At 64.7% G+C, this 23,529-nt stretch carries 23 protein-coding genes and 1 tRNA gene; 18 read left to right on the forward strand and 6 right to left on the reverse strand.

Annotated features, from left to right (window positions below; all coding sequences use genetic code 11):
- Positions 1 to 73: 73 nt before the first annotated feature.
- Positions 74 to 595: a methylated-DNA--[protein]-cysteine S-methyltransferase gene (locus LT948_RS01665; protein WP_003086236.1), complete on the reverse strand. Its 522-nt coding sequence runs from the start codon at positions 593 to 595 to the stop codon at positions 74 to 76.
- Between the two features lie 558 nt (positions 596 to 1,153).
- On the opposite strand from LT948_RS01665, the gene pqsA reads away from it, so the two are divergent.
- The 7 genes from pqsA (at position 1,154) to phnB (ending at position 8,835) form a co-directional block, all read left to right on the forward strand.
- A complete protein-coding gene (gene pqsA, locus LT948_RS01670) occupies positions 1,154 to 2,707 on the forward strand; it encodes an anthranilate--CoA ligase (RefSeq protein WP_103119289.1) in 1,554 nt (517 codons plus the stop codon).
- Positions 2,701 to 3,552 (forward strand): 2-heptyl-4(1H)-quinolone synthase subunit PqsB, encoded by an 852-nt coding sequence (gene pqsB / locus LT948_RS01675; RefSeq protein ID WP_003108611.1) that lies wholly within the window; start codon positions 2,701 to 2,703, stop codon positions 3,550 to 3,552. Before pqsA ends, pqsB begins: the two co-directional genes overlap by 7 nt.
- A complete protein-coding gene (gene pqsC, locus LT948_RS01680; protein ID WP_003108612.1) occupies positions 3,545 to 4,591 on the forward strand; it encodes a 2-heptyl-4(1H)-quinolone synthase subunit PqsC in 1,047 nt (348 codons plus the stop codon). Before pqsB ends, pqsC begins: the two co-directional genes overlap by 8 nt.
- Before the next feature lie 42 nt (positions 4,592 to 4,633).
- A complete protein-coding gene (pqsD, locus tag LT948_RS01685; RefSeq protein WP_031636493.1) occupies positions 4,634 to 5,647 on the forward strand; it encodes an anthraniloyl-CoA anthraniloyltransferase in 1,014 nt (337 codons plus the stop codon).
- On the forward strand, positions 5,641 to 6,546 hold the full coding sequence (pqsE, locus tag LT948_RS01690; RefSeq protein WP_003086247.1) for a 2-aminobenzoylacetyl-CoA thioesterase PqsE: 906 nt from the start codon (positions 5,641 to 5,643) through the stop codon (positions 6,544 to 6,546). The genes pqsD and pqsE overlap by 7 nt, the downstream gene beginning before the upstream one ends.
- A gap of 116 nt (positions 6,547 to 6,662) precedes the next feature.
- Positions 6,663 to 8,255, forward strand: a complete 1,593-nt coding sequence (locus tag LT948_RS01695; protein ID WP_003140752.1) for an anthranilate synthase component 1 — start codon at positions 6,663 to 6,665, stop codon at positions 8,253 to 8,255.
- Positions 8,233 to 8,835, forward strand: a complete 603-nt coding sequence (gene phnB / locus LT948_RS01700) for an anthranilate synthase component II (protein WP_003086250.1) — start codon at positions 8,233 to 8,235, stop codon at positions 8,833 to 8,835. The genes LT948_RS01695 and phnB overlap by 23 nt, the downstream gene beginning before the upstream one ends.
- Here phnB and mvfR read toward each other — a convergent pair.
- Positions 8,788 to 9,786: a multiple virulence factor transcriptional regulator MvfR gene (gene mvfR, locus LT948_RS01705; RefSeq protein WP_003108614.1), complete on the reverse strand. Its 999-nt coding sequence runs from the start codon at positions 9,784 to 9,786 to the stop codon at positions 8,788 to 8,790. The genes phnB and mvfR overlap by 48 nt on opposite strands.
- A gap of 749 nt (positions 9,787 to 10,535) precedes the next feature.
- Here mvfR and nadA point away from each other — a divergent pair.
- Positions 10,536 to 11,594 carry a quinolinate synthase NadA gene (gene nadA / locus LT948_RS01710; RefSeq protein ID WP_003086254.1) on the forward strand — a complete coding sequence of 353 codons (1,059 nt, stop codon included), beginning with the start codon at positions 10,536 to 10,538 and terminating at the stop codon, positions 11,592 to 11,594.
- A 108-nt stretch (positions 11,595 to 11,702) separates the two neighbouring features.
- Here the strand turns inward: nadA and LT948_RS01715 are convergent, their stop codons facing one another.
- Complete coding sequence (locus LT948_RS01715) at positions 11,703 to 13,136, reverse strand: tetratricopeptide repeat protein (protein ID WP_003086256.1); 1,434 nt, start codon at positions 13,134 to 13,136, stop codon at positions 11,703 to 11,705.
- Positions 13,137 to 13,298: 162 nt separating this feature from the next.
- Between LT948_RS01715 and LT948_RS01720 the strand changes: the two genes are divergently transcribed.
- Both LT948_RS01720 and LT948_RS01725 read left to right on the forward strand, forming a co-directional pair.
- Positions 13,299 to 13,550, forward strand: coding sequence for a sulfurtransferase TusA family protein (locus tag LT948_RS01720; RefSeq protein WP_003086258.1), 252 nt, complete (start codon positions 13,299 to 13,301; stop codon positions 13,548 to 13,550).
- A 33-nt stretch (positions 13,551 to 13,583) separates the two neighbouring features.
- On the forward strand, positions 13,584 to 14,657 hold the full coding sequence (locus LT948_RS01725; RefSeq protein WP_003086260.1) for an AI-2E family transporter: 1,074 nt from the start codon (positions 13,584 to 13,586) through the stop codon (positions 14,655 to 14,657).
- A 60-nt stretch (positions 14,658 to 14,717) separates the two neighbouring features.
- On the opposite strand, the gene LT948_RS01730 is transcribed toward LT948_RS01725, so the two are convergent.
- Together LT948_RS01730 and LT948_RS01735 are read right to left on the reverse strand one after the other, a co-directional pair.
- Complete coding sequence (locus tag LT948_RS01730; protein WP_033995864.1) at positions 14,718 to 15,191, reverse strand: peroxiredoxin; 474 nt, start codon at positions 15,189 to 15,191, stop codon at positions 14,718 to 14,720.
- An 11-nt stretch (positions 15,192 to 15,202) separates the two neighbouring features.
- The gene (locus LT948_RS01735; RefSeq protein WP_003086267.1) at positions 15,203 to 15,760 is read right to left on the reverse strand and encodes a glycine cleavage system protein R; all 558 of its coding nucleotides are present in this window, start codon (positions 15,758 to 15,760) and stop codon (positions 15,203 to 15,205) included.
- Positions 15,761 to 15,943: 183 nt separating this feature from the next.
- On the opposite strand from LT948_RS01735, the gene dapA reads away from it, so the two are divergent.
- From dapA to wapB, 6 genes are all read left to right on the forward strand, one after another.
- Positions 15,944 to 16,822 carry a 4-hydroxy-tetrahydrodipicolinate synthase gene (gene dapA, locus LT948_RS01740; protein ID WP_003086270.1) on the forward strand — a complete coding sequence of 293 codons (879 nt, stop codon included), beginning with the start codon at positions 15,944 to 15,946 and terminating at the stop codon, positions 16,820 to 16,822.
- Between the two features lie 17 nt (positions 16,823 to 16,839).
- Positions 16,840 to 18,030, forward strand: a complete 1,191-nt coding sequence (bamC, locus tag LT948_RS01745) for an outer membrane protein assembly factor BamC (RefSeq protein WP_003086271.1) — start codon at positions 16,840 to 16,842, stop codon at positions 18,028 to 18,030.
- Positions 17,969 to 18,727, forward strand: a complete 759-nt coding sequence (locus LT948_RS01750) for an MBL fold metallo-hydrolase (RefSeq protein WP_003123205.1) — start codon at positions 17,969 to 17,971, stop codon at positions 18,725 to 18,727. Before bamC ends, LT948_RS01750 begins: the two co-directional genes overlap by 62 nt.
- 28 nt (positions 18,728 to 18,755) lie before the next feature.
- Positions 18,756 to 19,466: a phosphoribosylaminoimidazolesuccinocarboxamide synthase gene (purC, locus tag LT948_RS01755; protein WP_003108622.1), complete on the forward strand. Its 711-nt coding sequence runs from the start codon at positions 18,756 to 18,758 to the stop codon at positions 19,464 to 19,466.
- Positions 19,467 to 19,559: 93 nt separating this feature from the next.
- Positions 19,560 to 19,649, forward strand: a tRNA-Ser gene (locus tag LT948_RS01760).
- 350 nt (positions 19,650 to 19,999) lie between these two features.
- Positions 20,000 to 20,992, forward strand: coding sequence for a 1,2-glucosyltransferase WapB (gene wapB / locus LT948_RS01765; protein ID WP_073657354.1), 993 nt, complete (start codon positions 20,000 to 20,002; stop codon positions 20,990 to 20,992).
- A gap of 39 nt (positions 20,993 to 21,031) precedes the next feature.
- Here the strand turns inward: wapB and LT948_RS01770 are convergent, their stop codons facing one another.
- Positions 21,032 to 21,832 carry an IclR family transcriptional regulator gene (locus LT948_RS01770; protein WP_003108626.1) on the reverse strand — a complete coding sequence of 267 codons (801 nt, stop codon included), beginning with the start codon at positions 21,830 to 21,832 and terminating at the stop codon, positions 21,032 to 21,034.
- Positions 21,833 to 21,989: 157 nt separating this feature from the next.
- Between LT948_RS01770 and LT948_RS01775 the strand changes: the two genes are divergently transcribed.
- Positions 21,990 to 22,376 carry a Zn-ribbon domain-containing OB-fold protein gene (locus tag LT948_RS01775; protein WP_003086280.1) on the forward strand — a complete coding sequence of 129 codons (387 nt, stop codon included), beginning with the start codon at positions 21,990 to 21,992 and terminating at the stop codon, positions 22,374 to 22,376.
- The gene (locus tag LT948_RS01780; protein WP_033995868.1) at positions 22,373 to 23,524 is read left to right on the forward strand and encodes a thiolase; all 1,152 of its coding nucleotides are present in this window, start codon (positions 22,373 to 22,375) and stop codon (positions 23,522 to 23,524) included. The genes LT948_RS01775 and LT948_RS01780 overlap by 4 nt, the downstream gene beginning before the upstream one ends.
- Positions 23,525 to 23,529: the final 5 nt, after the last annotated feature.

Below are 23,529 nucleotides of genomic sequence, written 5' to 3' on the forward strand. Positions count from 1 at the left end.
CCCGCTGCAGTCGGGTCAAGTCAAAAGGCGAGGATTTTTCCGGTGAACACCGGGCGCGAGGGCAAGCGGCAGCTCACTCGTCCTCGATCATGCTCAACAGGTCTGGTGTCCTGCCTCGGGTTTCCAAACGCAGCAACCACTGCTTGGCGGCCAACCCACCGGCGAAACCGGTGAGGCCGCCAGAGGCTCCGATCACCCTATGGCAAGGTGCAACAATGGACAGTGGGTTCCGTCCGTTGGCGGCTCCAACCGCCCGTACTGCGTTGGGGCTGCCGATCTGCACGGCTATTTCCGTATAGCTGCGGGTCTCGCCGAATGGAATGGTGAGCAGGGCGGACCAGACCTTTTTCTGAAATTCGGTACCTTGGAAGTCGAGCGGGAGTTCGAACCGGGAACGTTTGCCGGAAAAATATTCCCGCAACTGGCGTTCGGTTTCCGCCAGGAGGGAGCTGTCCTCGGAGAGGCGCATCTCGTCCAGCGGTACTCGGTTGGGACGCTCATGCTGCCAAAGAATCGCGACCAGAAAGGCATCGTCCCTGGCTACCAGGGTCAGTGTCCCGACCGGCGATTCCATTTTCCTGTAGCTATGGGGCATGTAGGTGTCCTCTTCGGCAGGATCGCCCAGTGTACTACGCAATGGGATTTCAACAGGGAGGCCTGCAAATGGCAGGCGAGACGGGGTGGAGCGCTATCGGCCCGATGGATGGCCGCTCGCTTCCAGGCATGCCGTCGCCCCCGTGGAGCCCAGGCCGAGCGCCTCGAACTGTGAGATCTGGGAGGCGATTTGCCGAGCAAAGTGGGTTGTCATTGGTTTGCCATCTCATGGGTTCGGACGCGGCCTCGAGCAAGGGTTGTAACGGTTTTTGTCTGGCCGATGGGGCTCTTGCGTAAAGAGGCTGCCGCCCTTCTTGCTTGGTTGCCGTTCTCGGATCCCGCGCAGCCCGGTGGGTGTGCCAAATTTCTCGCGGTTTGGATCGCGCCGATTGTCGCGGCCTACGAAGCCCGTGGTTCTTCTCCCCGAAACTTTTTCGTTCGGACTCCGAATATCGCGCTTCGCCCAGCGCCGCTAGTTTCCCGTTCCTGACAAAGCAAGCGCTCTGGCTCAGGTATCTCCTGATCCGGATGCATATCGCTGAAGAGGGAACGTTCTGTCATGTCCACATTGGCCAACCTGACCGAGGTTCTGTTCCGCCTCGATTTCGATCCCGATACCGCCGTTTATCACTATCGGGGCCAGACTCTCAGCCGGCTGCAATGCCGGACCTACATTCTCTCCCAGGCCAGCCAACTGGCCCGCCTGCTCAAGCCCGGCGATCGCGTGGTGCTGGCGTTGAACGACTCACCTTCGCTGGCCTGCCTGTTCCTGGCCTGCATCGCGGTCGGCGCCATTCCCGCCGTGATCAATCCCAAGTCCCGCGAGCAGGCCCTGGCCGATATCGCTGCCGACTGCCAGGCCAGCCTGGTGGTACGTGAAGCCGATGCACCGTCGCTGAGCGGTCCTTTGGCGCCGTTGACCCTGCGTGCGGCCGCCGGTCGCCCTTTGCTCGACGATTTCTCGCTGGACGCGCTGGTCGGTCCTGCGGACCTCGATTGGAGTGCCTTCCATCGCCAGGACCCGGCGGCAGCCTGTTTCCTGCAATACACCTCGGGTTCCACCGGGGCGCCCAAGGGGGTGATGCACAGCCTGCGCAACACGCTCGGATTCTGTCGGGCGTTCGCTACGGAGCTGCTGGCATTGCAGGCGGGGGACCGGCTGTATTCGATTCCCAAGATGTTCTTCGGCTATGGCATGGGCAACAGCCTGTTCTTTCCCTGGTTCAGCGGAGCCTCGGCGCTGCTCGACGATACCTGGCCGAGCCCGGAGCGGGTCCTGGAGAACCTGGTCGCCTTCCGCCCCTGGGTCCTGTTTGGGGTGCCAGCCATCTATGCCTCGCTGCGTGCGCAGGCCAGGGAGCTGTTGAGCAGCGTGCGCCTGGCGTTTTCCGCCGGCTCGCCGCTGCCGCGCGGCGAGTTCGAATTCTGGGCCGCGCACGGGCTGGAGATCTGCGACGGCATCGGGGCTACCGAGGTCGGCCATGTGTTCCTCGCCAACCGCCGGGGGCAGGCGCGTGCCGACAGCACCGGGCTGCCGTTGCCTGGCTATGAGTGCCGGCTGGTGGACCGCGAAGGACACACTATCGAGGAAGCGGGCCAGCAAGGCGTGCTGTTGGTGCGTGGCCCTGGGCTGAGTCCGGGTTACTGGCGGGCCAGCGAAGAGCAGCAGGCGCGCTTCGCAGGTGGCTGGTATCGCACCGGCGACCTGTTCGAGCGCGACGAGTCGGGTGCCTACCGCCACTGTGGGCGGGAAGACGATCTGTTCAAGGTGAATGGCCGCTGGGTGGTGCCGACCCAGGTCGAGCAGGCGATCTGCCGTCATCTGCCGGAAGTGAGCGAGGCGGTTCTGGTTCCTACCTGCCGGCTGCACGACGGCTTGCGTCCGACCCTGTTCGTCACCCTGGCCACTCCGCTGGACGACAACCAGATCCTGCTGGCGCAGCGTATCGACCAGCATCTCGCCGAACAGATTCCCTCGCACATGCTGCCTAGCCAATTGCATGTGCTGCCGGCCTTGCCGCGCAACGACAACGGCAAGTTGGCGCGCGCCGAGCTGCGCCACCTGGCCGACACCCTTTATCACGACAACCTTCCGGAGGAACGGGCATGTTGATTCAGGCTGTGGGGGTGAACCTGCCCCCATCCTATGTGTGTCTGGAGGGGCCGCTGGGAGGCGAACGCCCTCGCGCCCAGGGCGACGAGATGCTGATGCAGCGCTTGCTGCCGGCGGTTCGCGAAGCCCTGGACGAGGCGGCGGTCAAGCCCGAGGAGATCGACCTGATCGTCGGCCTCGCCCTGTCTCCCGACCATCTGATCGAGAACCGCGACATCATGGCGCCGAAGATCGGCCATCCGTTGCAGAAGGTCCTCGGCGCGAATCGCGCGCATGTCTTCGACCTCACCGACTCGAGCCTGGCTCGCGCCCTCTACGTGGTCGATACCCTCGCCAGCGACCAGGGCTATCGCAACGTCCTGGTCGTGCGCGGCGAATCCAGCCAGGGATTGGAAGTGGACAGCGAGTCCGGCTTCGCCCTTGCCGACGGCGCCCTGGCGCTGCTCTGCCGGCCGACCGGCAAGGCCGCGTTCCGTCGCGGTGCGCTGGGCGGTGATCCGGCGCAGGAATGGCTGCCGCTGAGCATTCCGCTGAATACCGATATTCGCCAGGTAGGCGACGTCAAGGGGCACCTCAACCTGCCGGCCCAACCTGGATTGCCCGAAGCGGTACGCGCCGGATTCACCCGTCTGGCCGGGGACTTCCCGCAACTGAACTGGGTGCGCGAGGAATGGTTCGGCCAGGGACGGCCCGATGGTCGTTGCCTGGGGCCGTTCGAGCTGGCGTCGCAACTGCGCGCGGCACAGCGCGACCGTCTGGATGAACTGCTGCTGATCAGCTTCGATCCGTTCGGCATGGTGGTGGAGGGCGTGACCCTGGAACTGGCGGGAGAAGCTCATGCATAAGGTCAAACTGGCAGCGATCACCTGTGAACTTCCGGCTCGCAGCTACGAAAACGACGATCCGGTGTTCGCTGCGGTACCGGACCTCAGCGAGTCCTGGTGGCAATTCTGGGGCGTCAATCGGCGGGGCTATTTCGACCCGCGGAACGGTGAGAACGAGTTCAGCCTGGTGGTCCGGGCCGCCGAGCGCCTGCTGCGCAGCAGCGATACCGCGCCGGATAGCGTGGACATGCTGATCTGTTCGGCTTCCTCGCCGATCATGACCGACGCCGGCGATGTCCTGCCGGACCTGCGCGGGCGTCTCTATCCGCGCATGGCCAACGTGCTGTCCAAGCAGCTCGGCCTGAGCCGGGCGCTGCCATTGGATTCGCAGATGGAGTGCGCCAGCTTCCTGCTCAACCTGCGCCTGGCAGCGAGCATGATCCGCCAGGGCAAGGCCGAGAAAGTGCTGGTGGTGTGCAGCGAGTACATCTCCAACCTGCTCGACTTCACCTCGCGTACCTCGACCCTGTTCGCCGATGGCTGCGCGGTGGCCCTGCTGACCCGCGGCGACGACGACAGCTGCGATCTGCTGGCTTCGGCCGAACACAGCGACGCCACGTTCTATGAAGTGGCCACCGGTCGCTGGCGCCTGCCGGAAAACCCGACCGGCGAGGCCAAGCCGCGGCTGTATTTCTCGTTGTTCAGCGACGGCCAGAACAAGATGGCCAGCTTCGTCCCGACCAACGTGCCGATCGCGATGCGCCGGGCGTTGGAAAAGGCCGGCCTGGGCAGCGATGACATCGATTATTTCGTCTTCCACCAGCCAGCGCCGTTCCTGGTCAAAGCCTGGGCCGAGGGCATCGGTGCCCGTCCGGAGCAGTACCAACTGACGATGGGCGATACCGGCGTGATGATCTCCGTTTCCATCCCGTACACCCTGATGACCGGCCTGCGCGAGGGCAAGATCCGCCCCGGCGATCGTATCGTCATGGCCGGCGCAGCCACCGGCTGGGGTTTCGCCGCCCAGGTCTGGCAATTGGGCGAGGTGCTGGTGTGCTGAGGCATAGCCATGTTGAACCACGGTGTCCGAGGAGGGCTGTACATGGGTAATCCGATCCTGGCCGGGCTGGGTTTCAGCCTGCCGAAACGCCAGGTCAGCAATCATGACCTGGTAGGGCGCATCAACACGTCGGATGAGTTCATCGTTGAACGCACCGGCGTACGCACCCGCTATCACGTCGAGCCGGAACAGGCGGTCAGCGCGCTGATGGTACCGGCGGCGCGCCAGGCCATCGAGGCTGCCGGGCTGCTGCCGGAGGACATCGACCTGTTGCTGGTGAACACCCTGTCGCCGGACCACCACGACCCGTCCCAGGCCTGCCTGATCCAGCCGCTGCTGGGCCTGCGGCACATCCCGGTGCTGGATATCCGGGCACAGTGCAGCGGGTTGCTGTACGGCTTGCAGATGGCTCGCGGGCAGATCCTCGCCGGGCTGGCACGGCATGTCCTGGTGGTCTGCGGCGAGGTGCTGTCCAAGCGCATGGACTGTTCGGACCGCGGCCGCAACCTGTCGATCCTGCTCGGCGACGGTGCCGGCGCGGTGGTGGTCAGCGCCGGCGAGAGTCTCGAAGACGGACTGCTGGACCTGCGCCTGGGCGCCGACGGCAACTACTTCGACCTGCTGATGACCGCGGCGCCGGGTAGTGCCTCGCCGACCTTCCTCGACGAGAACGTCCTGCGCGAGGGCGGGGGCGAGTTCCTCATGCGCGGCCGGCCGATGTTCGAGCATGCCAGCCAGACCCTGGTACGGATCGCCGGCGAAATGCTCGTGGCCCATGAGCTGACCTTGGACGACATCGACCATGTGATCTGCCATCAACCGAACCTGCGCATCCTCGATGCGGTGCAGGAGCAACTGGGCATTCCCCAGCACAAGTTCGCGGTGACCGTGGATCGTCTGGGCAACATGGCTTCGGCCTCGACCCCGGTCACGCTGGTGATGTTCTGGCCGGACATCCAGCCCGGACAGCGGGTGCTGGTCCTGACCTACGGTTCCGGCGCGACCTGGGGCGCGGCGCTGTACCGTAAACCTGAGGAGGTGAACCGGCCATGTTGAGGCTTTCGGCTCCCGGTCAACTGGATGATGACCTGTGCCTGTTGGGGGACGTCCAGGTGCCGGTGTTTCTGCTGCGTCTCGGTGAGGCGAGCTGGGCGCTGGTTGAAGGAGGGATCAGCCGGGATGCCGAATTGGTTTGGGCGGACCTGTGCCGCTGGGTCGCCGACCCGTCCCAGGTGCACTACTGGCTGATCACCCACAAGCACTATGACCACTGCGGCCTGCTGCCCTACCTGTGTCCGCGGCTGCCGAACGTACAGGTCCTGGCGTCCGAGCGGACCTGCCAGGCCTGGAAGTCGGAAAGCGCGGTGCGGGTGGTCGAGCGCTTGAACCGGCAACTGTTGCGTGCGGAGCAGCGGTTGCCCGAGGCCTGTGCCTGGGACGCTCTGCCGGTTCGCGCGGTGGCCGACGGCGAGTGGCTGGAGCTGGGACCGCGGCATCGCCTGCAGGTCATAGAGGCCCACGGCCACAGCGACGATCACGTGGTTTTCTACGACGTGCGACGCCGACGCCTGTTCTGCGGCGATGCCCTGGGCGAGTTCGACGAGGCAGAGGGGGTGTGGCGGCCGCTGGTGTTCGACGACATGGAGGCTTACCTGGAGTCCCTGGAACGTCTGCAGCGTCTGCCGACCCTGCTGCAACTGATCCCGGGACACGGCGGCCTGCTGCGGGGGCGGCTGGCCGCGGATGGGGCCGAGTCGGCCTATACCGAGTGTCTGCGCCTGTGCCGGCGGTTGCTCTGGCGCCAGTCCATGGGCGAGTCCCTCGACGAACTGAGCGAGGAGCTGCACCGCGCCTGGGGTGGGCAGAGCGTCGACTTCCTGCCCGGCGAACTGCACCTGGGGAGCATGCGCCGGATGCTGGAGATTCTCTCCCGCCAGGCGCTGCCTCTGGACTGAGGCGGGACATCCATTGCGGCGATCGCCGCCGACGGCAGCGGTCGCAATTGGGGGAAAAGGGGGTTATCGATGATGAACATGCCGTTGCGCGCTAGCGTCGCGCAGGCCAGTCGTCCATGGGCGCGGGGAGATGGCTCGTGAGCGGGGTTGGCTATCGACTGGAAGAAAGTCTGGAGTACCGCACGCTGGTGCCGGAGGCGCTGTCGATCTGGCGCATGGCCGGCGCCAACCGGATGCTGTTCGACTGCTTCGACGTGGACAGCAAGGCTGCGCGGCGTAGCGTGGCGATCCTTTCCAGCTGCCTGCGCATCGAGTGCTGGGGGCGCGATGTAGTGCTGCGGGCGTTGAACGCCAACGGACGCGCCTTGCTGGCACCGTTGAGCGAGGCCTGTCCGGCCCAGGTCACCTGCTTGCGTGACGGCGACACCCTGCACTGGCGCTTCCCCCAGGAAGAGTCGCAGGCGGACGAGTGGCGACGCCTGCATGGCCTGTCCAGCCTGGAGGCGCTGCGCCGCGTGCTCGGAACGCTGGGCGACGCGGAGGAGCCTGCGCTGCTGGGCGGCCTGTTCAGTTTTGACCTGGCCGAGCAGTTCGAACCCTTGCCGGCGCCGGCCGAACCTGCGCGGCATTGCCCGGACTACCTGTTCCTGGTGCCGGAGTTGCTGCTGGATATCGATCACCTGGCGCGCCGGACTTCGCTGCAGGCGTTCGTCCACGATCCGGCCGGGCACGACCGGTTGGCCGCCAGCCTGCGCCAGTGTGCCGACGAATTCCATGGCGCCGTGGAGGAGGCTTCCGAGTCGCCGGTGGCAGGCGTACGGGCCGGCAACTACCAGGTCGACCTGGACGATGCGAGCTTTGCTCGCCAGGTGGAGCGCCTGCAGGCCCACGTGAGGGCCGGCGACGTGTTCCAGATCGTACCGTCGCGCAGCTTCAGCATGCCGTGCGCGGACCCCTGGCGGGCCTATCGCCAGTTGTGCCTGCGCAACCCCAGCCCGTACCGCTTCTTCCTCGATGCGGGGGACTTCTGCCTGTTCGGCGCTTCGCCGGAGTCGGCATTGAAGTACGACGCGGAGAGTCGCGAGGTGGAACTCTACCCCATCGCCGGCACTCGCCCGCGCGGACGCGATGCCCGGGGCGCCATCGATGCGGAACTGGACAATCGCCTGGAAGCGGAGTTGCGCCTGGACGCCAAGGAGATCGCCGAGCACATGATGCTGGTCGACCTGGCGCGCAACGATCTGGCGCGGGTCTGCCGCAGCGGTACGCGGCAGGTGCGCGACATGCTCAAGGTCGATCGCTACAGCCACGTGATGCACCTGGTCTCGCGCGTGGCTGGCGAACTGCATGGCGAACTGGATGCGCTGCATGCCTACCGTGCCTGCCTGAACATGGGCACCCTGGTCGGTGCGCCGAAGGTCCGTGCCATGCAGTTGCTGCGGCAGTACGAGGATGGCTATCGCGGCAGCTACGGTGGCGCGATCGGCATTCTCGACAGCGCCGGCAACCTCGATACCAGCATCGTCATCCGCTCCGCCGAGGTCCGCGAAGGTATCGCGCGGGTCCGGGCAGGCGCCGGCGTGGTGCTTGATTCGGATCCACGGCTGGAGGCCGAGGAAACCCGCAACAAGGCGCTGGCGGTGCTGACCGCCGTGGCCGCTGCCGAACGCGAAAGGGGAGAGCGCGATGCGCATCACGCTGTTGGATAACTTCGATTCCTTCACCTACAACCTGGTTGAGCAGTTCTGCCTGCTCGGCGCGGAGGTCCGGGTGATGCGCAACGATACGCCGTTGCCGACGATCCAGGCGGCATTGCTGGCCGACGGTTGCGAACTGCTGGTGCTGTCGCCGGGGCCGGGTCGGCCGGAAGACGCCGGCTGCATGCTGGAATTGCTCGCCTGGGCCCGCGGGCGCTTGCCGGTGCTCGGCGTCTGCCTCGGCCACCAGGCGCTGGCGCTGGCCGCCGGTGGCGCGGTGGGCGAGGCGAGGAAACCGCTGCATGGCAAGAGCACGTCCCTGCGTTTCGATCAGCATCACCCGCTGTTCGACGGCATCGCTGACCTGCGCGTCGCGCGCTACCACTCGCTGGTGGTCAGTCGCCTGCCGGAAGGTTTCGACTGCCTGGCCGATGCCGATGGTGAGATCATGGCGATGGCCGATCCGCGCAATCGACAGCTGGGCTTGCAGTTCCATCCCGAGTCGATTCTCACCACCCACGGCCAGCGTCTGCTGGAGAACGCTCTACTCTGGTGCGGCGCGCTGGCGGTACGCGAGCGCCTTCGGGCCTGAGCGGCGCTGCGCCGTTTCGACGATGCTCGGTTGCCAGGCCGGCGCATCGTCGAAACGCTGGCGGCCGAGTTCGCGCAGGCGCTGGCGGGCGCTTTCGAGAAAGCGCAGGAAGCTGCGCTCGGATTCCAGCGCGGTGTTGTAGTAGCAATACACCTTGGTGTCGATGCCGCCCGGTTCGTAGAGTTCGCTGAGGACTGCCAGGGTACCGTTGCGCAGGCGTTCCTCGACGAAATAATGCGGCGCGATGCCCCATCCGACGCCGGCTTCCACCAGACGCAGCATGTCGTCGAAGTTTTCCACGAAGAGCACCTTGTCGCTGACCGGCCGCAGCAGGTTCGAATGCTGCCCGGAGCGGCTGCCGAGGCTGATCTGCCGGTAATTGGCCAGGCTCGCGATGCTGTGCAGGGAGGCATTGCATAACGGGTGCTGCGGATGGGCGACGACGAACGCCTTGGTGTAGCCGAGCACGCACTGGTTGAAGCGGGAGATCTTCAGTTCCTCGTCGATGGTGATGGCGATATCGATTTCCGCGTTATCCTGCTTGATCGTCGCCAGGCTGTCGGCGGGCGAGGTGCGTATCAGGCTGACCATGTTGAAATCGTCGAGCAGTACGCTGCTCACCGTATCGCAGAACGACGGCGGGATGGCGGTGTCCAGCAGCACCCGGAGATTGCGCGGACCCTTGTTGAGATTGAAGGCGATGTCGCCGATCAGTTGCTGGTAGTTCAGCAGGCTGCGCATGTAAGGGATCAGGCGAAGCGCCTGCTCGGTGGGTTCGACCTTGTAGCCGTCCCGACGGACCAGCTCCACGCACAGGTCGATTTCCAGGTTGCTGACCGCCGAGCTGACCGCGGTGTGCGACTTGCGCAGGATCCGCGCAGCGGAGGAAATCGAACCGGAGGCGATGACCTGGAGGAACATGTTCACGTGATTCAGGTTATGAATAGGCATCCCTTATTCCTTTTATTGGGTGGCGCGTGCCGCTTCCCTTGATCGGGTCAGGTTGCCGCTACTGTGGAAGAAGCGTCGAGGACTCGATAGATAGCGCCCGAGTGTTTCAACTTGTCTTCTGGATGACGTTTTCATCGGGGAAACCTCCCGTCGGTCAGTGAAGCGCAAGGGCTGGCGTGCGAGGGTGGAATCGGCCGCCGGCTCGCTTTCTGCGCGGCGGGCGCACGGCACGGGGAGTCGTCGTTTTGGAGGTGAGGGATGACGGCTCTGTTTCAGGATATTTTTATAATTATGTGAAAGAAGAGCTTATTTCAACGAAATATGTTTCATATTGCTCGTAAATTCGACGAAAAGAAAATCCGGATATTTACCGGTTATTTAACGCTAATACCAAGGGCCTAATACCAAAGTATTAACGCTGGCATGCCGGCATGTCGTGTTCGGTCGTGGAGCGAGCCGAGCTAGGGACGGTTCTAAGAAACGAAAAAATTATGTCGCGTAGGTCTAACGACCGAAACCTATGTCTTTTGTTAGCGTAGCCACCGGCCAGGCCGGTACGGACGCCGGGATGGCCCTGGCGCGACCTATGCGGTTAGAATCCGCGGCCTTGCAGGCGGATACCCCGAGCTTCGCTCGAGGGTGTCGCGGGTGCCGTGCCCGAAACCTGCAATCGTCAGCTCCCGGCGGTCCAGCCTGCCGCCGGGTATAAAATCGAGAGACGCGCTGTTGCGCCTTCAGGTGTAGCGACTATGACGCACATTTCCGAACGACTCCTGGTCCAGGCCCACCTGGCCGCCAAGCAACCCCGCGTGTTGAGCGAGCAGGAGAGCGCCGAGCATCGCGCGGCGATCGCGGCCGAACTGAAGGCGCAGAACGCGGTACTGGTGGCGCATTACTACTGCGATCCGGTGATCCAGGCGTTGGCCGAGGAGACCGGCGGTTGCGTATCCGATTCGCTGGAGATGGCCCGTTTCGGCAACCAGCATCCGGCGCAGACGGTGGTCGTGGCCGGGGTGCGCTTCATGGGCGAGACGGCGAAGATCCTCAACCCTGAGAAGCGCGTGCTGATGCCGACCCTCGAAGCGACCTGCTCGCTCGACCTGGGCTGCCCGGTGGATGAGTTCTCGGCATTCTGCGACCAGCACCCGGAACGGACCGTGGTGGTCTATGCGAACACCTCCGCGGCGGTGAAGGCACGCGCCGACTGGGTCGTGACCTCCAGTTGCGCGGTGGAGATCGTCGAACACCTGATGGACAACGGCGAGCCTATCCTCTGGGCACCGGACCAGCACCTGGGACGCTACATCCAGCGCGAGACGGGGGCCGACATGCTGCTCTGGGACGGCGCCTGCATCGTCCACGAGGAGTTCAAGGCCAAGCAGCTGGAAGACATGAAGGCGCTCTACCCGGACGCCGCCATCCTGGTCCACCCCGAATCGCCGGAAAGCGTGGTCGCGCTGGCCGATGCCGTGGGCTCGACCAGCCAGTTGATCAAGGCCGCGCAGACCCTGCCGAACAAGACCTTCATCGTCGCCACCGATCGCGGCATCTTCTACAAGATGCAGCAGCTGTGCCCGGAAAAGGATTTCATCGAGGCCCCCACCGCCGGCAACGGCGCCGCCTGCCGCAGTTGCGCGCACTGCCCGTGGATGGCGATGAACACGCTCGAGCGGACCCTGGCCTGCCTGCGCGAGGGCAGCGGGGAAATCTTCGTCGACCCGGCGTTGATCCCGCGGGCGGTCCGTCCGCTCAAGCGCATGCTCGACTTCACCCAGGCCGCGCGCCTGCGCCAGGCCGGGAACGCCTGAACCTGGCGAGGGCGTCCCGCTGCGTAGGGCGAGTAAGCGCGGTGCGGTTGTTCGCCCAACCCCCTGTTTCGACGAGCATCGCCGGGCGTTTTTCCTCGGATACGCCGTTCAGCGGAACATTTCCTTGACCATCTTTTCCTGCTGGCGAATTTCCTGCTGGCGGGCGTCGAGTCGCGCAGCCAGTTGGAAGTTGCCGCCAGCGCGGCGCTTGGCGAAATCGAGCTGCTCGATGGCGGCCTGGTAGTCGCCGGTCAGAGACAGGTACTCGGCCCGGGCCTGGTGCACGCCGATGGCGTTGTTGGTCAGGCTGCGCACCTCGGCCAGGCGGTTCCAGACATCCGGGTCCAGCGGCCGCGCCTTGCTCAGGTCGTCGAGGATCTTCTCCGATTCCTGCGGCTTGCTCATCTTCAGCATCAGGTCGGCGCGCACCTGTTTCAGCGGGTAGCTACTGGGGAACTGGGCGAGCATCTTCTTCAACCGCTGGTCGGCATCCGGCAGGCGGTTGGCGGTGATGTCCAGCTCGACCTGGGCCAGGTTGTAGGCGACGTCGTTGGGTGCCTTCGCCAGCAATTGCCTGAGGTTGTCACGGGCATCGTTGAGCTGGCCGATGCGCGTCTGCGAGATGGCCAGTCCGTAGCGCGCGGCATCCAGCTTGGGATTGTCGTTGAGCATGGCGCGGAAGCGCTTGCCGGCCATCCCCGGGGTCTCCTCGAAGAGCAACTGAGTGCGCGCGCGCATCTGCTGGTAGCGCAGGCTGTCTTCCTTGCCGCCCTGGGGATACTGTTCGGCGCGGTTGCGGGTGTCGGCGATACGCGATTCGGTGACCGGGTGGGTGAGGAGGAACTCCGGCGGCTTGCCGTCGTAGCGATACTGCCGCGCCAGGCGCTCGAACATGTTCGGCATCGAGCGCGGATCGTAACCGGCGCGAACCATGTTGGTGACGCCGACGCGGTCGGCTTCCTGCTCGTTCTGCCGGGAAAAGCGCAACTGGTTCTGGATCGCCGCCGCCTGGGTCCCGGCGATCGCCGCGATACCCGCATCCCCTGCGCCGGCGGCTGCGGCGACGATGCCGGCGAGCATCGCCGCCATCACCGGCAGTTGCATGCGCTGCTGTGCCTCGATGCCGCGGGCGAAGTGGCGCTGGATCAGGTGGCCGAGTTCGTGGGCCAGCACCGCGGCATACTCGCCTTCGGTCTGGGCGTTGAGCAGTAGCCCGCCGTTGACCCCGATCACGCCGCCGGGCGCGGCGAAGGCGTTGATCTGTGCGTCGCGGATGAGGATGAAGGCCAGCCGGTGGTCCTGCAGGTCGCTGGTTTCGGCCAGCCGGTAGACGCTGCTTTCGACGAAGTCCTTGAGCTGCGGGTCGGAGATCGCATCGACCTGGTTGCGCAGCATGCTCAGCCAGGCGCGGCCCAGCTGGAACTCCTGCTCCGGCGAAACGATCGAGGAAGATGCGTCGCCCAGGGAGGGCAGATCGTCCGACATGACCGGCGAAGCGAGCATGCAGGCGAGCGTCAACAGGGCAGGGCGCAGTACATTCATGCAGGAGGCTCAGGTTGGCAAAGGCCTTACTTTAGCCGTTGGTTATCGGCACTGCCTAGGTATCTGCCCGAGACCCGAAGCTGTTGGACTTCGAGCGCCGTTTCAACTGGCCAGCGGCGGATAGGCTTGGGTATGCTTGTCGGCCCTTCGGGAGAGGCTGTCATGACGGATAACGATTCATCCCCCCTGGTATGTGACGCGGAGCTGGATGCCAGTGGTCTCAATTGTCCGCTGCCCCTGCTAAAGGCCAAGCTGGAGCTGAACCGCCTGCCCAGCGGCGGGGTGCTCAAGGTGATCGCCACCGATGCCGGGTCGCAGCGAGACTTCCGGGCCTTCGCCCAGCTCGCCGGCCATGAACTGCTGCGCGAAGAGGCCGCCGAAGGCGTCTATCGATACTGGCTGCGCAAGCGTTAGCGGAGCCTTCGCCGTTCCGATTCAGGATTTCCGATGATCAAGGTGTTACGCGACTGGATGCAGCGCTACTTCTCCGACGAGGAGGCAGTGGTGCTGGCGATCATGCTGGTGCTCGGCTTCAGCGTCATCCTCGCCTTCGGCGGGATGCTCGCGCCGGTACTGGCGGCGATGGTGATCGCCTTCCTGATCCAGGGCGTGGTCGGCATGCTGGAACGCTTCCGGGTGCCGCACCTGTTCGCCGTGTGGCTGGTCTACAGCCTGTTCCTCGGCTTGCTGGCGCTGTTCCTGGTGGTCCTGCTGCCGCTGCTCTGGCAGCAATTGTTCACCCTGTTCAACGAACTGCCGCGGATGCTCGGCGAATGGCAGAGCGTGCTGCTAATGCTGCCCGAGCGCTATCCCAGCCTGATCAGCGAAGAGCAGGTGCTCAAGGCCATCGAGACCGCGCGCGGCGAATTCGGCCAGATCGGCCAGTGGGCGCTGACCTCGTCGCTGGCCAGCCTGCCGGTGGTGGTGAACGTCATGATCTACCTGGTGCTGGTGCCGATCCTGGTGTTCTTCTTCCTCAAGGACAAGAAGCGCTTCCATACCTGGTTCCACCGCTACCTGCCGCGCGAGCGCGGGCTGATGAAACAGGTCTGGGCCGAGATGAACCAGCAGATCGCCAATTACATTCGCGGCAAGGTCATCGAGATCGTCATTACCGGCGCGGTGACCTACATCGCTTTCGCCTACCTGGGGCTCAACTACGCAGCGCTGCTGGCCCTGCTGGTCGGCCTGTCGGTGGTGGTGCCGTACATCGGCGCGGTGGTGGTGAGCGTACCGGTGGCGATGATCGCCTTCTTCCAGTGGGGTTGGGGCGACCAGTTCATCTATCTGATGGTGGCCCACGCGATCATCCAGGCGCTGGATGGCAACGTGCTGGTGCCGCTGCTGTTCTCCGAGGCGGTGAACCTGCACCCGGTGGCGATCATCTGCGCGGTGTTGCTGTTCGGCGGGCTCTGGGGCTTCTGGGGCGTGTTCTTCGCGATCCCCCTGGCGACCCTGGTGAAAGCGGTGCTGGATGCCTGGCCCAAGGACCTTCCCGAGACTCTGGCAGCCACGCGATAGCATCGGCCGCATGAAAAATGAAAAAGGCCGCGGATGCGGCCTTTTTTTTCGGGGCGGGGCTCAGGCGCCGTTGAGCGCCTGGGCGGCGGCGAGAACCGCGTCGACATGCCCGGGCACCTTCACGCCGCGCCACTCCTGGCGCAGTACGCCGTCCCTATCGATCAGGAAGGTGCTGCGGTCGACGCCCATGTATTCCTTGCCGTAGAGCTTCTTCAGCTTGATCACGTTGAACAGCTGGCAGACCGCTTCATCCTTGTCGCTGATCAGCTCGAAGGGGAATTCCTGTTTGCACTTGAAGTTCTCGTGGGACTTCAGGCCGTCGCGGGAGATGCCGAAGACCTCGGTATTGGCCTTCTGGAACGCCGCGTACTGGTCGCGGAAGCCCTGGCCCTCGGTGGTGCAACCGGGGGTGCTGTCCTTCGGGTAGAAATACAGGACGACCTGCTTGCCCTTCAGCGCGGACAGGGTCACCTCCTTGCCGCTGGTTGCGGGGGCGGTGAAGTCGGGTACGGGTTTGTCGATTGCGACCGGCATGGCTCGGCTCCTCAGGGGTGTTGGGGGCGCCAGGGTTCGATCAGGGCATCCAGGTTCAGGGCGTCGGCGAAGTCCAGGAACTGGTCGCGCAGCCAGCTGATCTGGGTGCCGGCGGGCAGCGTCACGGTAATCGTGGCGTTGAGCATGGTGGTGTTGGTGTGCGGCGCCTGGTAGGTGTCGCAGGTCAGGTTCTCCAGCTCGATGTTGTGGTCGATGAAGAACTGGCAGAGTTCGTTGAGGATGTCCGGGCGATACACCGCGCTGACATAGGCCACGTAAGGCAACGCCTGGGCGCGGGTCACGTGGGCGTTGCTGCGGGTCATGCTGAGGGTGATGTCGCCGCGCTTGGTGAGGGCCGGCAGGCTGCCCTCGAGGCGGGCGAGGGCATCCCAGCTTCCGGAGATCTGCAGCACCAGGGCGCTGAACTCTCCGTGGCGGGTCAGGCGGCTGCTGACCACGGCGCAGCGGCTCTCGACGCAGGCGCGGCAGAGCAGGGTGGTCAGCTCCATCGGATTGGGGCCGAGGGCGCTGATCAGAAGGAATTGTTCGCGGGGTTGGCTGGTGGACATTCAACTTTCCTGGAATACGCTGGCGGCACGGGCCGTACCTAAAGCGGGAAGGGTAGCGAAAAGCGCCGCCGAGGGAAACGTCTGCCGCCTGTCAGCGGCTTCCGACGAGGTGGCGCTCGTCTTGTGCAAGGCCTGCCGCCGACAGTACCATTACCGCTTTAATTTCGCGGCAGGAGCGGTTGCATGATTGCGGGCAGTATGGTGGCACTGGTCACCCCCTTCGATGCTCAGGGTCGACTGGACTGGGACAGCCTCGCCAAGCTGGTGGACTTCCACCTGCAGGAAGGCACCAACGCCATCGTCGCCGTCGGCACCACCGGTGAATCGGCCACGCTGGACGTGGAAGAGCACATCCAGGTGATCCGTCGCGTGGTCGACCAGGTCAAGGGCCGCATCCCGGTGATCGCCGGCACCGGCGCCAACTCCACCCGCGAGGCGGTGGCGCTGACCGAGGCCGCGAAAAGCGGCGGCGCCGACGCCTGCCTGCTGGTGACGCCGTACTACAACAAGCCGACCCAGGAAGGCATGTACCAGCACTTCCGCCATATCGCCGAAGCCGTTGCGATCCCGCAGATCCTCTACAACGTACCGGGCCGCACCTCCTGCGACATGCTTCCGGAGACCGTCGAGCGCCTGTCCAAGGTGCCGAACATCATCGGCATCAAGGAGGCCACCGGCGACCTGCAACGCGCCAAGGAAGTCATCGAGCGCGTCGGCAAGGACTTCCTCGTCTATTCCGGCGACGACGCCACTGCCGTCGAGCTGATGCTGCTGGGTGGCAAGGGCAACATCTCGGTGACCGCCAACGTCGCGCCGCGCGCCATGAGCGACCTGTGCGCCGCCGCCATGCGCGGCGACGCCGCTGCCGCGCGCGCCATCAACGACCGCCTGATGCCGCTGCACAAGGCGTTGTTCATCGAATCCAACCCCATTCCGGTGAAGTGGGCCCTGCATGAGATGGGTCTGATCCCCGAGGGCATCCGCCTGCCCCTGACCTGGCTCAGCCCGCGTTGCCACGAGCCGCTGCGTCAGGCCATGCGCCAGACCGGCGTATTGGCTTGATCAAGGAGCTCCACGCAATGAAGCGACTGGCTGGACTGACCGCCCTCGCCCTGGTTATCGGCAACACTTCCGGCTGCGGCTGGCTGTGGGGGCCGGAGGGCTATTTCCGCGACCGCGGTGACGACTACCTCGGCGCCCGCGAAACGCCTCCCATGCAATTGCCCGAAGGGGTGCACAGCAAGCCGCTCGATCCGCTGCTGCCGATTCCGCTGAACGTCGCCACCACCCACGAAAAAGAGGGTGAGTACGAGGTTCCGCGTCCGCAGCCGCTGGCCAACGCCGGCGACATCAGCGACTACAGCCTGCAGCGCAGCGGTGATAGCCGCTGGGTCGTGGCCCAGCGTCCGCCGGCGGAGGTCTGGCCGGTGGCCCGGCAGTTCTTCGAGGAGAACGGTTTCCGCATCGCCGACGAGCGCCCGCAGACCGGCGAGTTCAGTTCCGACTGGCAATCGCTGTCGCAGCTTTCCGCACCGCTGGCACGCCGCCTTAGCAGCCGCGTGAGCGGTGTCGAGCCGGACGGCCAGGCACGGGTTCGGGTGCGTATCGAGCCCGGCGTGCAAAGCAATACCAGCGAGGTCTACGTGCTCAGCCAGACCCGCGCCGCCGGTGACACCAGCAGCCCGAGCTGGCCGAGCAAGTCGGTGGCGCCGAGCCTCGACGCGGCGCTGCTCGACGAGATGGTCGCGAGCATGGCGCGCAGCGCCGAGCAGGGCGGCTCGGTCTCCCTGCTGGCAGCCAACTCGATCTACGACACGCCCGGCACCTTCGAGTTGAGCAAGGACGGCAGCGGCAACCCGGTGCTGACCTTGCAATCCGACTTCGACCGCTCCTGGGTCAGCGTCGGGCGTGCCCTGGATAACGCCGATATCCGCGTCGACGACCTCAACCGCAGCCTTGGCGTGTACTACGTGAACATCGCCGAAGGGGCGAAGAAGCCCGACGAAGACAAGCCCGGGTTCTTCAGTCGCCTGTTCGGCGGCGGCGAGAAGACCAAGGAAGAGGAAGACGCCAAGGCGCAGCGCTACCAGGTCCGCCTGACCACCGTCAGCGACGCCGTGCAGGTCACCGTCGACAAGGACATCAACACCTCTGCGCCGGCCGATGTCGCGCAAAACGTACTGGAAAAACTCCAGGAGAGCATGCGCAATGCGGTTCGCGGTTCTGGGCAGCGGAAGCCGGGGCAATTCGGCCTTGGTGAGCAGTTCTGACACCCGGATACTGATCGATTGCGGCTTCCCGCTGCGTGAAATCATCAAGCGTCTGGCGCGCCTGGGGCTGAGCCCCGCGCAGCTGGACGCGATCCTGGTCACGCACGAACACGCCGATCACATCCATGGCGTCGAACTGCTGGCGCGGCATTACCAAATCCCGGTCTATCTCAGTGCGGGTACCCTGAGCGGCATGCGCCGCCCGGTGCACCCCGCCGAGCTGTTGAGGGCCGGCCAGCGCCTGGCGATCCGCGGGCTGGAAGTGCAGGTGGTTGGCGTCTCGCACGACGCCCGCGAGCCTACCCAGTTCGTGCTGTCCGACGGGCAGCGGCGCTTCGGCATGCTCACCGATCTGGGAATGGCCACGGCCGAGGTGCTGGAGTGCTATCGTGCGGTGGATGCTCTGGTGGTCGAGGCCAACCACGACAGCACGATGCTTGCCGGTGGCCCGTATCCCTATTTTCTCAAGGCCCGCGTAGGCGGTTCGCGAGGGCACTTGAACAACCATCAGTCCGCAGAGCTGGTGAAGCAGCTGGATTGGGGCCGCATGCAGCACCTGGTGCTGGCCCATCTCAGCGAAAAGAACAACTCGCCGCAGCTGGCCCGGCAAACCTTCGTCGACACCCTCGGGTGCGATCCGGGCTGGCTGCAGGTGGCCGATCAGCATTCAGGCCTGGATTGGCGCGAGATCGCCTAGGCCCTATTACCCGTAAGCGGAGCCCATCATGGAAAAACGCGAAGAACTCTACCGCGGCAAAGCCAAGTCGGTTTACCAGACCGACGATGCCGATCGTCTCATCCTGCTGTTCCGCAACGACACCTCCGCCTTCGACGGCAAGCGCATCGAACAGCTCGATCGCAAGGGCGCGGTGAACAACAAGTTCAACGCCTTCATCATGCAGAAGCTGGAAGCTGCCGGCATTCCGACCCAGTTCGACAAGCTGCTGTCGGATACCGAGTGCCTGGTGAAGAAGCTCGACATGATCCCGGTCGAGTGCGTGGTGCGCAATTTCGCCGCCGGTAGCCTGGTGCGTCGCCTCGGCGTGGAAGAGGGCATCGCCCTGACTCCTCCCACCTTCGAGTTGTTCCTGAAGAACGACGCCCTGGGCGATCCGTTCATCAACGAATCCCACGTCCAGGCCTTCGGCTGGGCCACTCCCGAGCAACTGGCGCAGATGAAGACCTATTCCTTCAAGGTCAATGAAGTGCTGAACAAGCTGTTCGACGACGCCGGTCTGCTGCTGGTGGACTTCAAGCTGGAGTTCGGCCTGTTCCATGGCCAGATCGTCCTCGGCGATGAGTTTAGCCCGGACGGCTGCCGTCTGTGGGACAAGGAAACCCGCAAGAAGATGGACAAGGACCGCTTCCGCCAGGGCCTCGGCGATGTGATCGAAGCCTACGAAGAGGTAGCCAAGCGCCTGGGCGTGCCGCTTTAACCTCCTAACGCGCGCAACCATCTGAAAGAACGCGAAAAAATCTTCAAGAAAGCTTCGCGTTCTTCGTACAAGCTGGTATCATGCGCGCCGCACGGAGAGATGCCGGAGTGGTCGAACGGGACGGATTCGAAATCCGTTGAGTCAGCAATGGCTCCTAGGGTTCAAATCCCTATCTCTCCGCCATTACATATGAGCAAAGCCCCTGGAATGCCTGGCGTTCCGGGGGCTTTGTCTTTTCTGGCGAGCGTTCGGGCATCCCCTCTGCCGGGCGGGCGAAAAAGCCGTGCCATGGTTTCGGGTGCCGGCCAGGTCGTGCAGCTTTCCTAGGAATGCTGCGGGCCCTTCCTTGGTTCTGCCCTTCCTTCTCCTCTGGGTGGTCGTCCCGCTCTGCCTGGGTTTCGTGGGTGCGCTGAGCGCGCATTTCTCCACCGCTTCCGATTTTCTGTCCTTCGGGCGCCGCGTCGGGCGACCTGCCGGTTTCGATGGTCGGTGCGGTTCTTCTTAGTATCCCGGCGCTTGAAGGCGCCGCGGATGTGTGGCCGAGCTGCATGGCACGGTTTCCCTCCGGCGGACAGCCAGGATATCGGTTTGTGCCGAGTCCCGGAGCCGGGGCTGGGGAGGAAGAAATGCGTCCGCTCGTTTCCGTCGTTTGCGCCTGTTTCAATATCTCGAAGTATCTGGACGAGGCGATCGCCAGCATCTACGCGCAGGGCTATCCCAATCTCGAGTTGATCGTGGTGGATGACGGATCCACGGACGACACCTATGAGCGTCTCGCCATGCTCCGCGAGCGTCACGGTTTCCAGCTCTACCGCCAGGCTAACCGAGGGGTGAGCGACGCGCTCAATCACGGTTTGCGTCATGCGCGGGGCGAGTTCGTGATGACTCCCGACCTGGACGACATTCTCCTGCCTGGAGCGCTCGACACGCGCGTCGACTACTTGCTTGCGCACCCCGAGGTCGGGTGCGTGGGCGGTTTCAATATCTGTATCGACAGTGCTGGTAACGAAGTGGCGCGAGACGGTTTCAGCGAGGGGTGTGTGGAGCGTTGGGGGTTCGATGCAGCATTGGCCGAGACCCTGGTGGTCATGCCGCTGACGGCGCTCTACCGCATGGAAGCGATGAAGCGGGCGGATTTCTTCGACCCGTTGATTCGCGTGCAGGATTTCCAGATCACCCTAAGGATCGCGGCGCAGGGCTATGAAATTCATCGACTGCCGGCCTACATGGGGCGTTATCGCCGGCATGGAAGCGGTCTGTCCGGCAGGTACAAGCTCAATTACGAGGCGGATATGCAAGCCATCGAGCCTTATCGGGCTCACCCGAATTATCGCCGGGCCCGGCAACTGATCCTGAACAAGGTACTGAAGAAGGCTGTTGTCCAGGATGGGCGATATGCCTGGCAGTTGTTCCGCTCGGTGCCGCTGCGAGCGTGGGACCGGGTGACGCTGAAGCGATTCTGGCGCTTTCTCCGTTATCTGCCGGTCCTCGGGTTGAAGGATGGTACCGGCGTCGAGGGTCGATGACGGCTGGCCGGCTAATCTTTCAATGGGTTGAATGCCATTTCAGGATTTCTCCTTCAGTGCCTCGCCCTGGGGAAATAGCGCGCGGCTCACGAAGCGCGCGGTATCCCGCAGGCTGGTGCCGATCCGTTCCAGGTCGTCGGGCTGGTGCTGGGCGCTGATGCCGATCGCGGAGATGGCGAAGCGCGGTTGTCCGTCGCGGTCGGTGATGGCGCTGGCGACCATGCTCACGCCGCGGTAGAGGTGTTCCTGGTCGATAGCCCAGCCGCGCTCGACGGCCTCGGACGCTTCGGCCTGGTAGCGCTCGAAGCTCGGCGGATTTTCCCAGCGCACGCGGGTCAGTCGGCGGCGCAGTTCGTCCTCCGGCAGTTCGCGCAGGCCGGCAATGCAACGCCCGGCGGCGCCGACCAGTTCCGGCAGGCGCGTGCCGACGGCGACGTTGACGTGGGCGACGGGCGGTGCGGCAAGGGCGATGACGCGGATGTGCGCATCGTCGGTGACTTGCCACAGGGCGATGAGGATGTGGTGGGCAAGGCTCAGTCGCTCCAGCTCTGGCTGGATCAGGTCGGCATAGCTGCGTCCGACGAATCCTACGGCCAGTTCCGACAGGCCAAGGCCCAGTTGGTAGGTCTTGCCCGCATCGTCGAAGGAGGTCAGCCGTTCGTTGCTCAGGGTGCGCAGGATATTGAAGGCGCTGCTCGGGCTGATGCCGGTGGCGCGAGCGATGGCGGCCACGCCTTGCGGTCCGTCGGCGTGGGCTAGGTGGCGAAGTATCTGAATGGCGTTCACTACCGCGCCGACATCTTTGCTGCTGGTGCCTTTGGTTGTGGCGTCCTTGGTCATTTTTCCTCTTTTCATTCAGTATTGTGATTGACATTCACGATAGTGAATATATTCTGGCCTTCCGGAACGTACAACCGGGGACGGAAGCAGTATCCGGTTCGGCGTCCAGCGCGATGCACTTTGCAGCAAAGGTCGACAAGAACAAAGGAGAAACCTCGTGGCAGATCTTCCCGATGGCAGTACTCCGGGACCTGAGGCGCAGTACCTTGCGTTTCTCGCCCAGGGCCGTTTCATGTTGCAGCGCAGCCGTTCCAGCGGTCGCCATGTGTTCTACCCGCGCCAGTTGGTGCCGGGTAGCGGCGAGACTGATCTCGAGTGGGTTCCCGCCAGCGGCCTGGGTACGCTCTACGCGATCACTGTCAATCGCTCCCGCGGCGGCAATCACAATGTCGCGCTGGTCGACCTGGACGAGGGCGTGCGCATGATGTCGCGGATCGACGGGCACCAGAGCCTGCCGATCGGCACCCGTGTGCAGGCGCGCATCGTCGAGCAGGACGGTGCCAATGTCGTGGTGTTCGTTCCCCACCAGGAGGGACGACCATGAGCGCGGCCATCCGTAGCAAGACCGCCATCGTCGGCATCGGTAGCGCCGGCGTCGGCGAGGCGCCGGGCTACAGCGCCATCGAACTGCTCGGCCAGGCGTCGCTCAAGGCCATTGCCGATGCCGGCCTGAAGCTTTCCGACATCGACGCGATCTTCGCCGCCACCAGCTCCCATGCCTTTCCCACCTTGTCGGTCGCCGAATACCTCGGCATCCGCCCGAAGTTCGTGGATGGCACCAATATCGGCGGCTCCAGTTTCGAGCTGCACCTGCTGCAGGCCACTTTGGCACTGGAGGCCGGTCTCTGCGACGCTGCGCTGATCTGCTACGGCTCCAACCAGCGAACCGCCGGCGGCCGCCTGGTATCGATGAGCGAGCCACAATGGCACGAGACGCCCTACAAGCCGCGCCACCCGATCACCGCCTATGCCCTGGCGGCCAGCCGGCACATGCACCAGTACGGCACCACACGCGAGCAGCTCGCCGAGGTGGCGGTCTCTGCCCGGCAATGGGCCAACCTGAATCCTGAGGCGTTCGCCCGCGGGCCGTTGAGCGTCGATGACGTCCTTGCCGCGCGGATGGTCAGCGACCCGCTGAGTGCCGCCGACTGCTGCCTGGTCACCGACGGCGGTGGCGCCTGCGTGGTAGTGCGCGCCGAGCGCGCCCGCGACTTGCCCAATGCGCCGGTGTACTTCCTTGGCGCGGCCGGAGCGCAGTGGCATCGCTCGATCGTGTCGATGCCCGACCTCACCGTGACGGCGGCCTCGGAAAGCGGTCCGCGAGCCATGCAGATGGCCGGTGTGCGGCACGCCGACATCGACCTGGTGATGCTCTACGACGCCTTTACCATCAACACCCTGCTGTTCCTCGAGGACCTGGGTTTCTGCGCCAAGGGCGAGGGCGGCCCATTCGTCCAGGGTGGACGCATCGCGCCCGGCGGCGAGCTGGCGGTGAACACCAACGGTGGCGGGCTGTCCTGCGTGCATCCGGGGATGTACGGGATGTTCCTGATCATCGAGGCGGTGACCCAGCTCCGCCGCCAGGCCGGCGAGCGGCAGTTGGCCAAGGCCGACGTGGCGTTGCTGCACGGCAACGGCGGCACGCTGTCCAGCCAGGTAACCGCGTTGCTCGGCACCGGCGACACGCTCTAGACCCC

Source organism: Pseudomonas sp. CP-1 (assembly GCF_021213715.1).
GTDB classification, from domain to species: domain Bacteria; phylum Pseudomonadota; class Gammaproteobacteria; order Pseudomonadales; family Pseudomonadaceae; genus Pseudomonas; species Pseudomonas aeruginosa.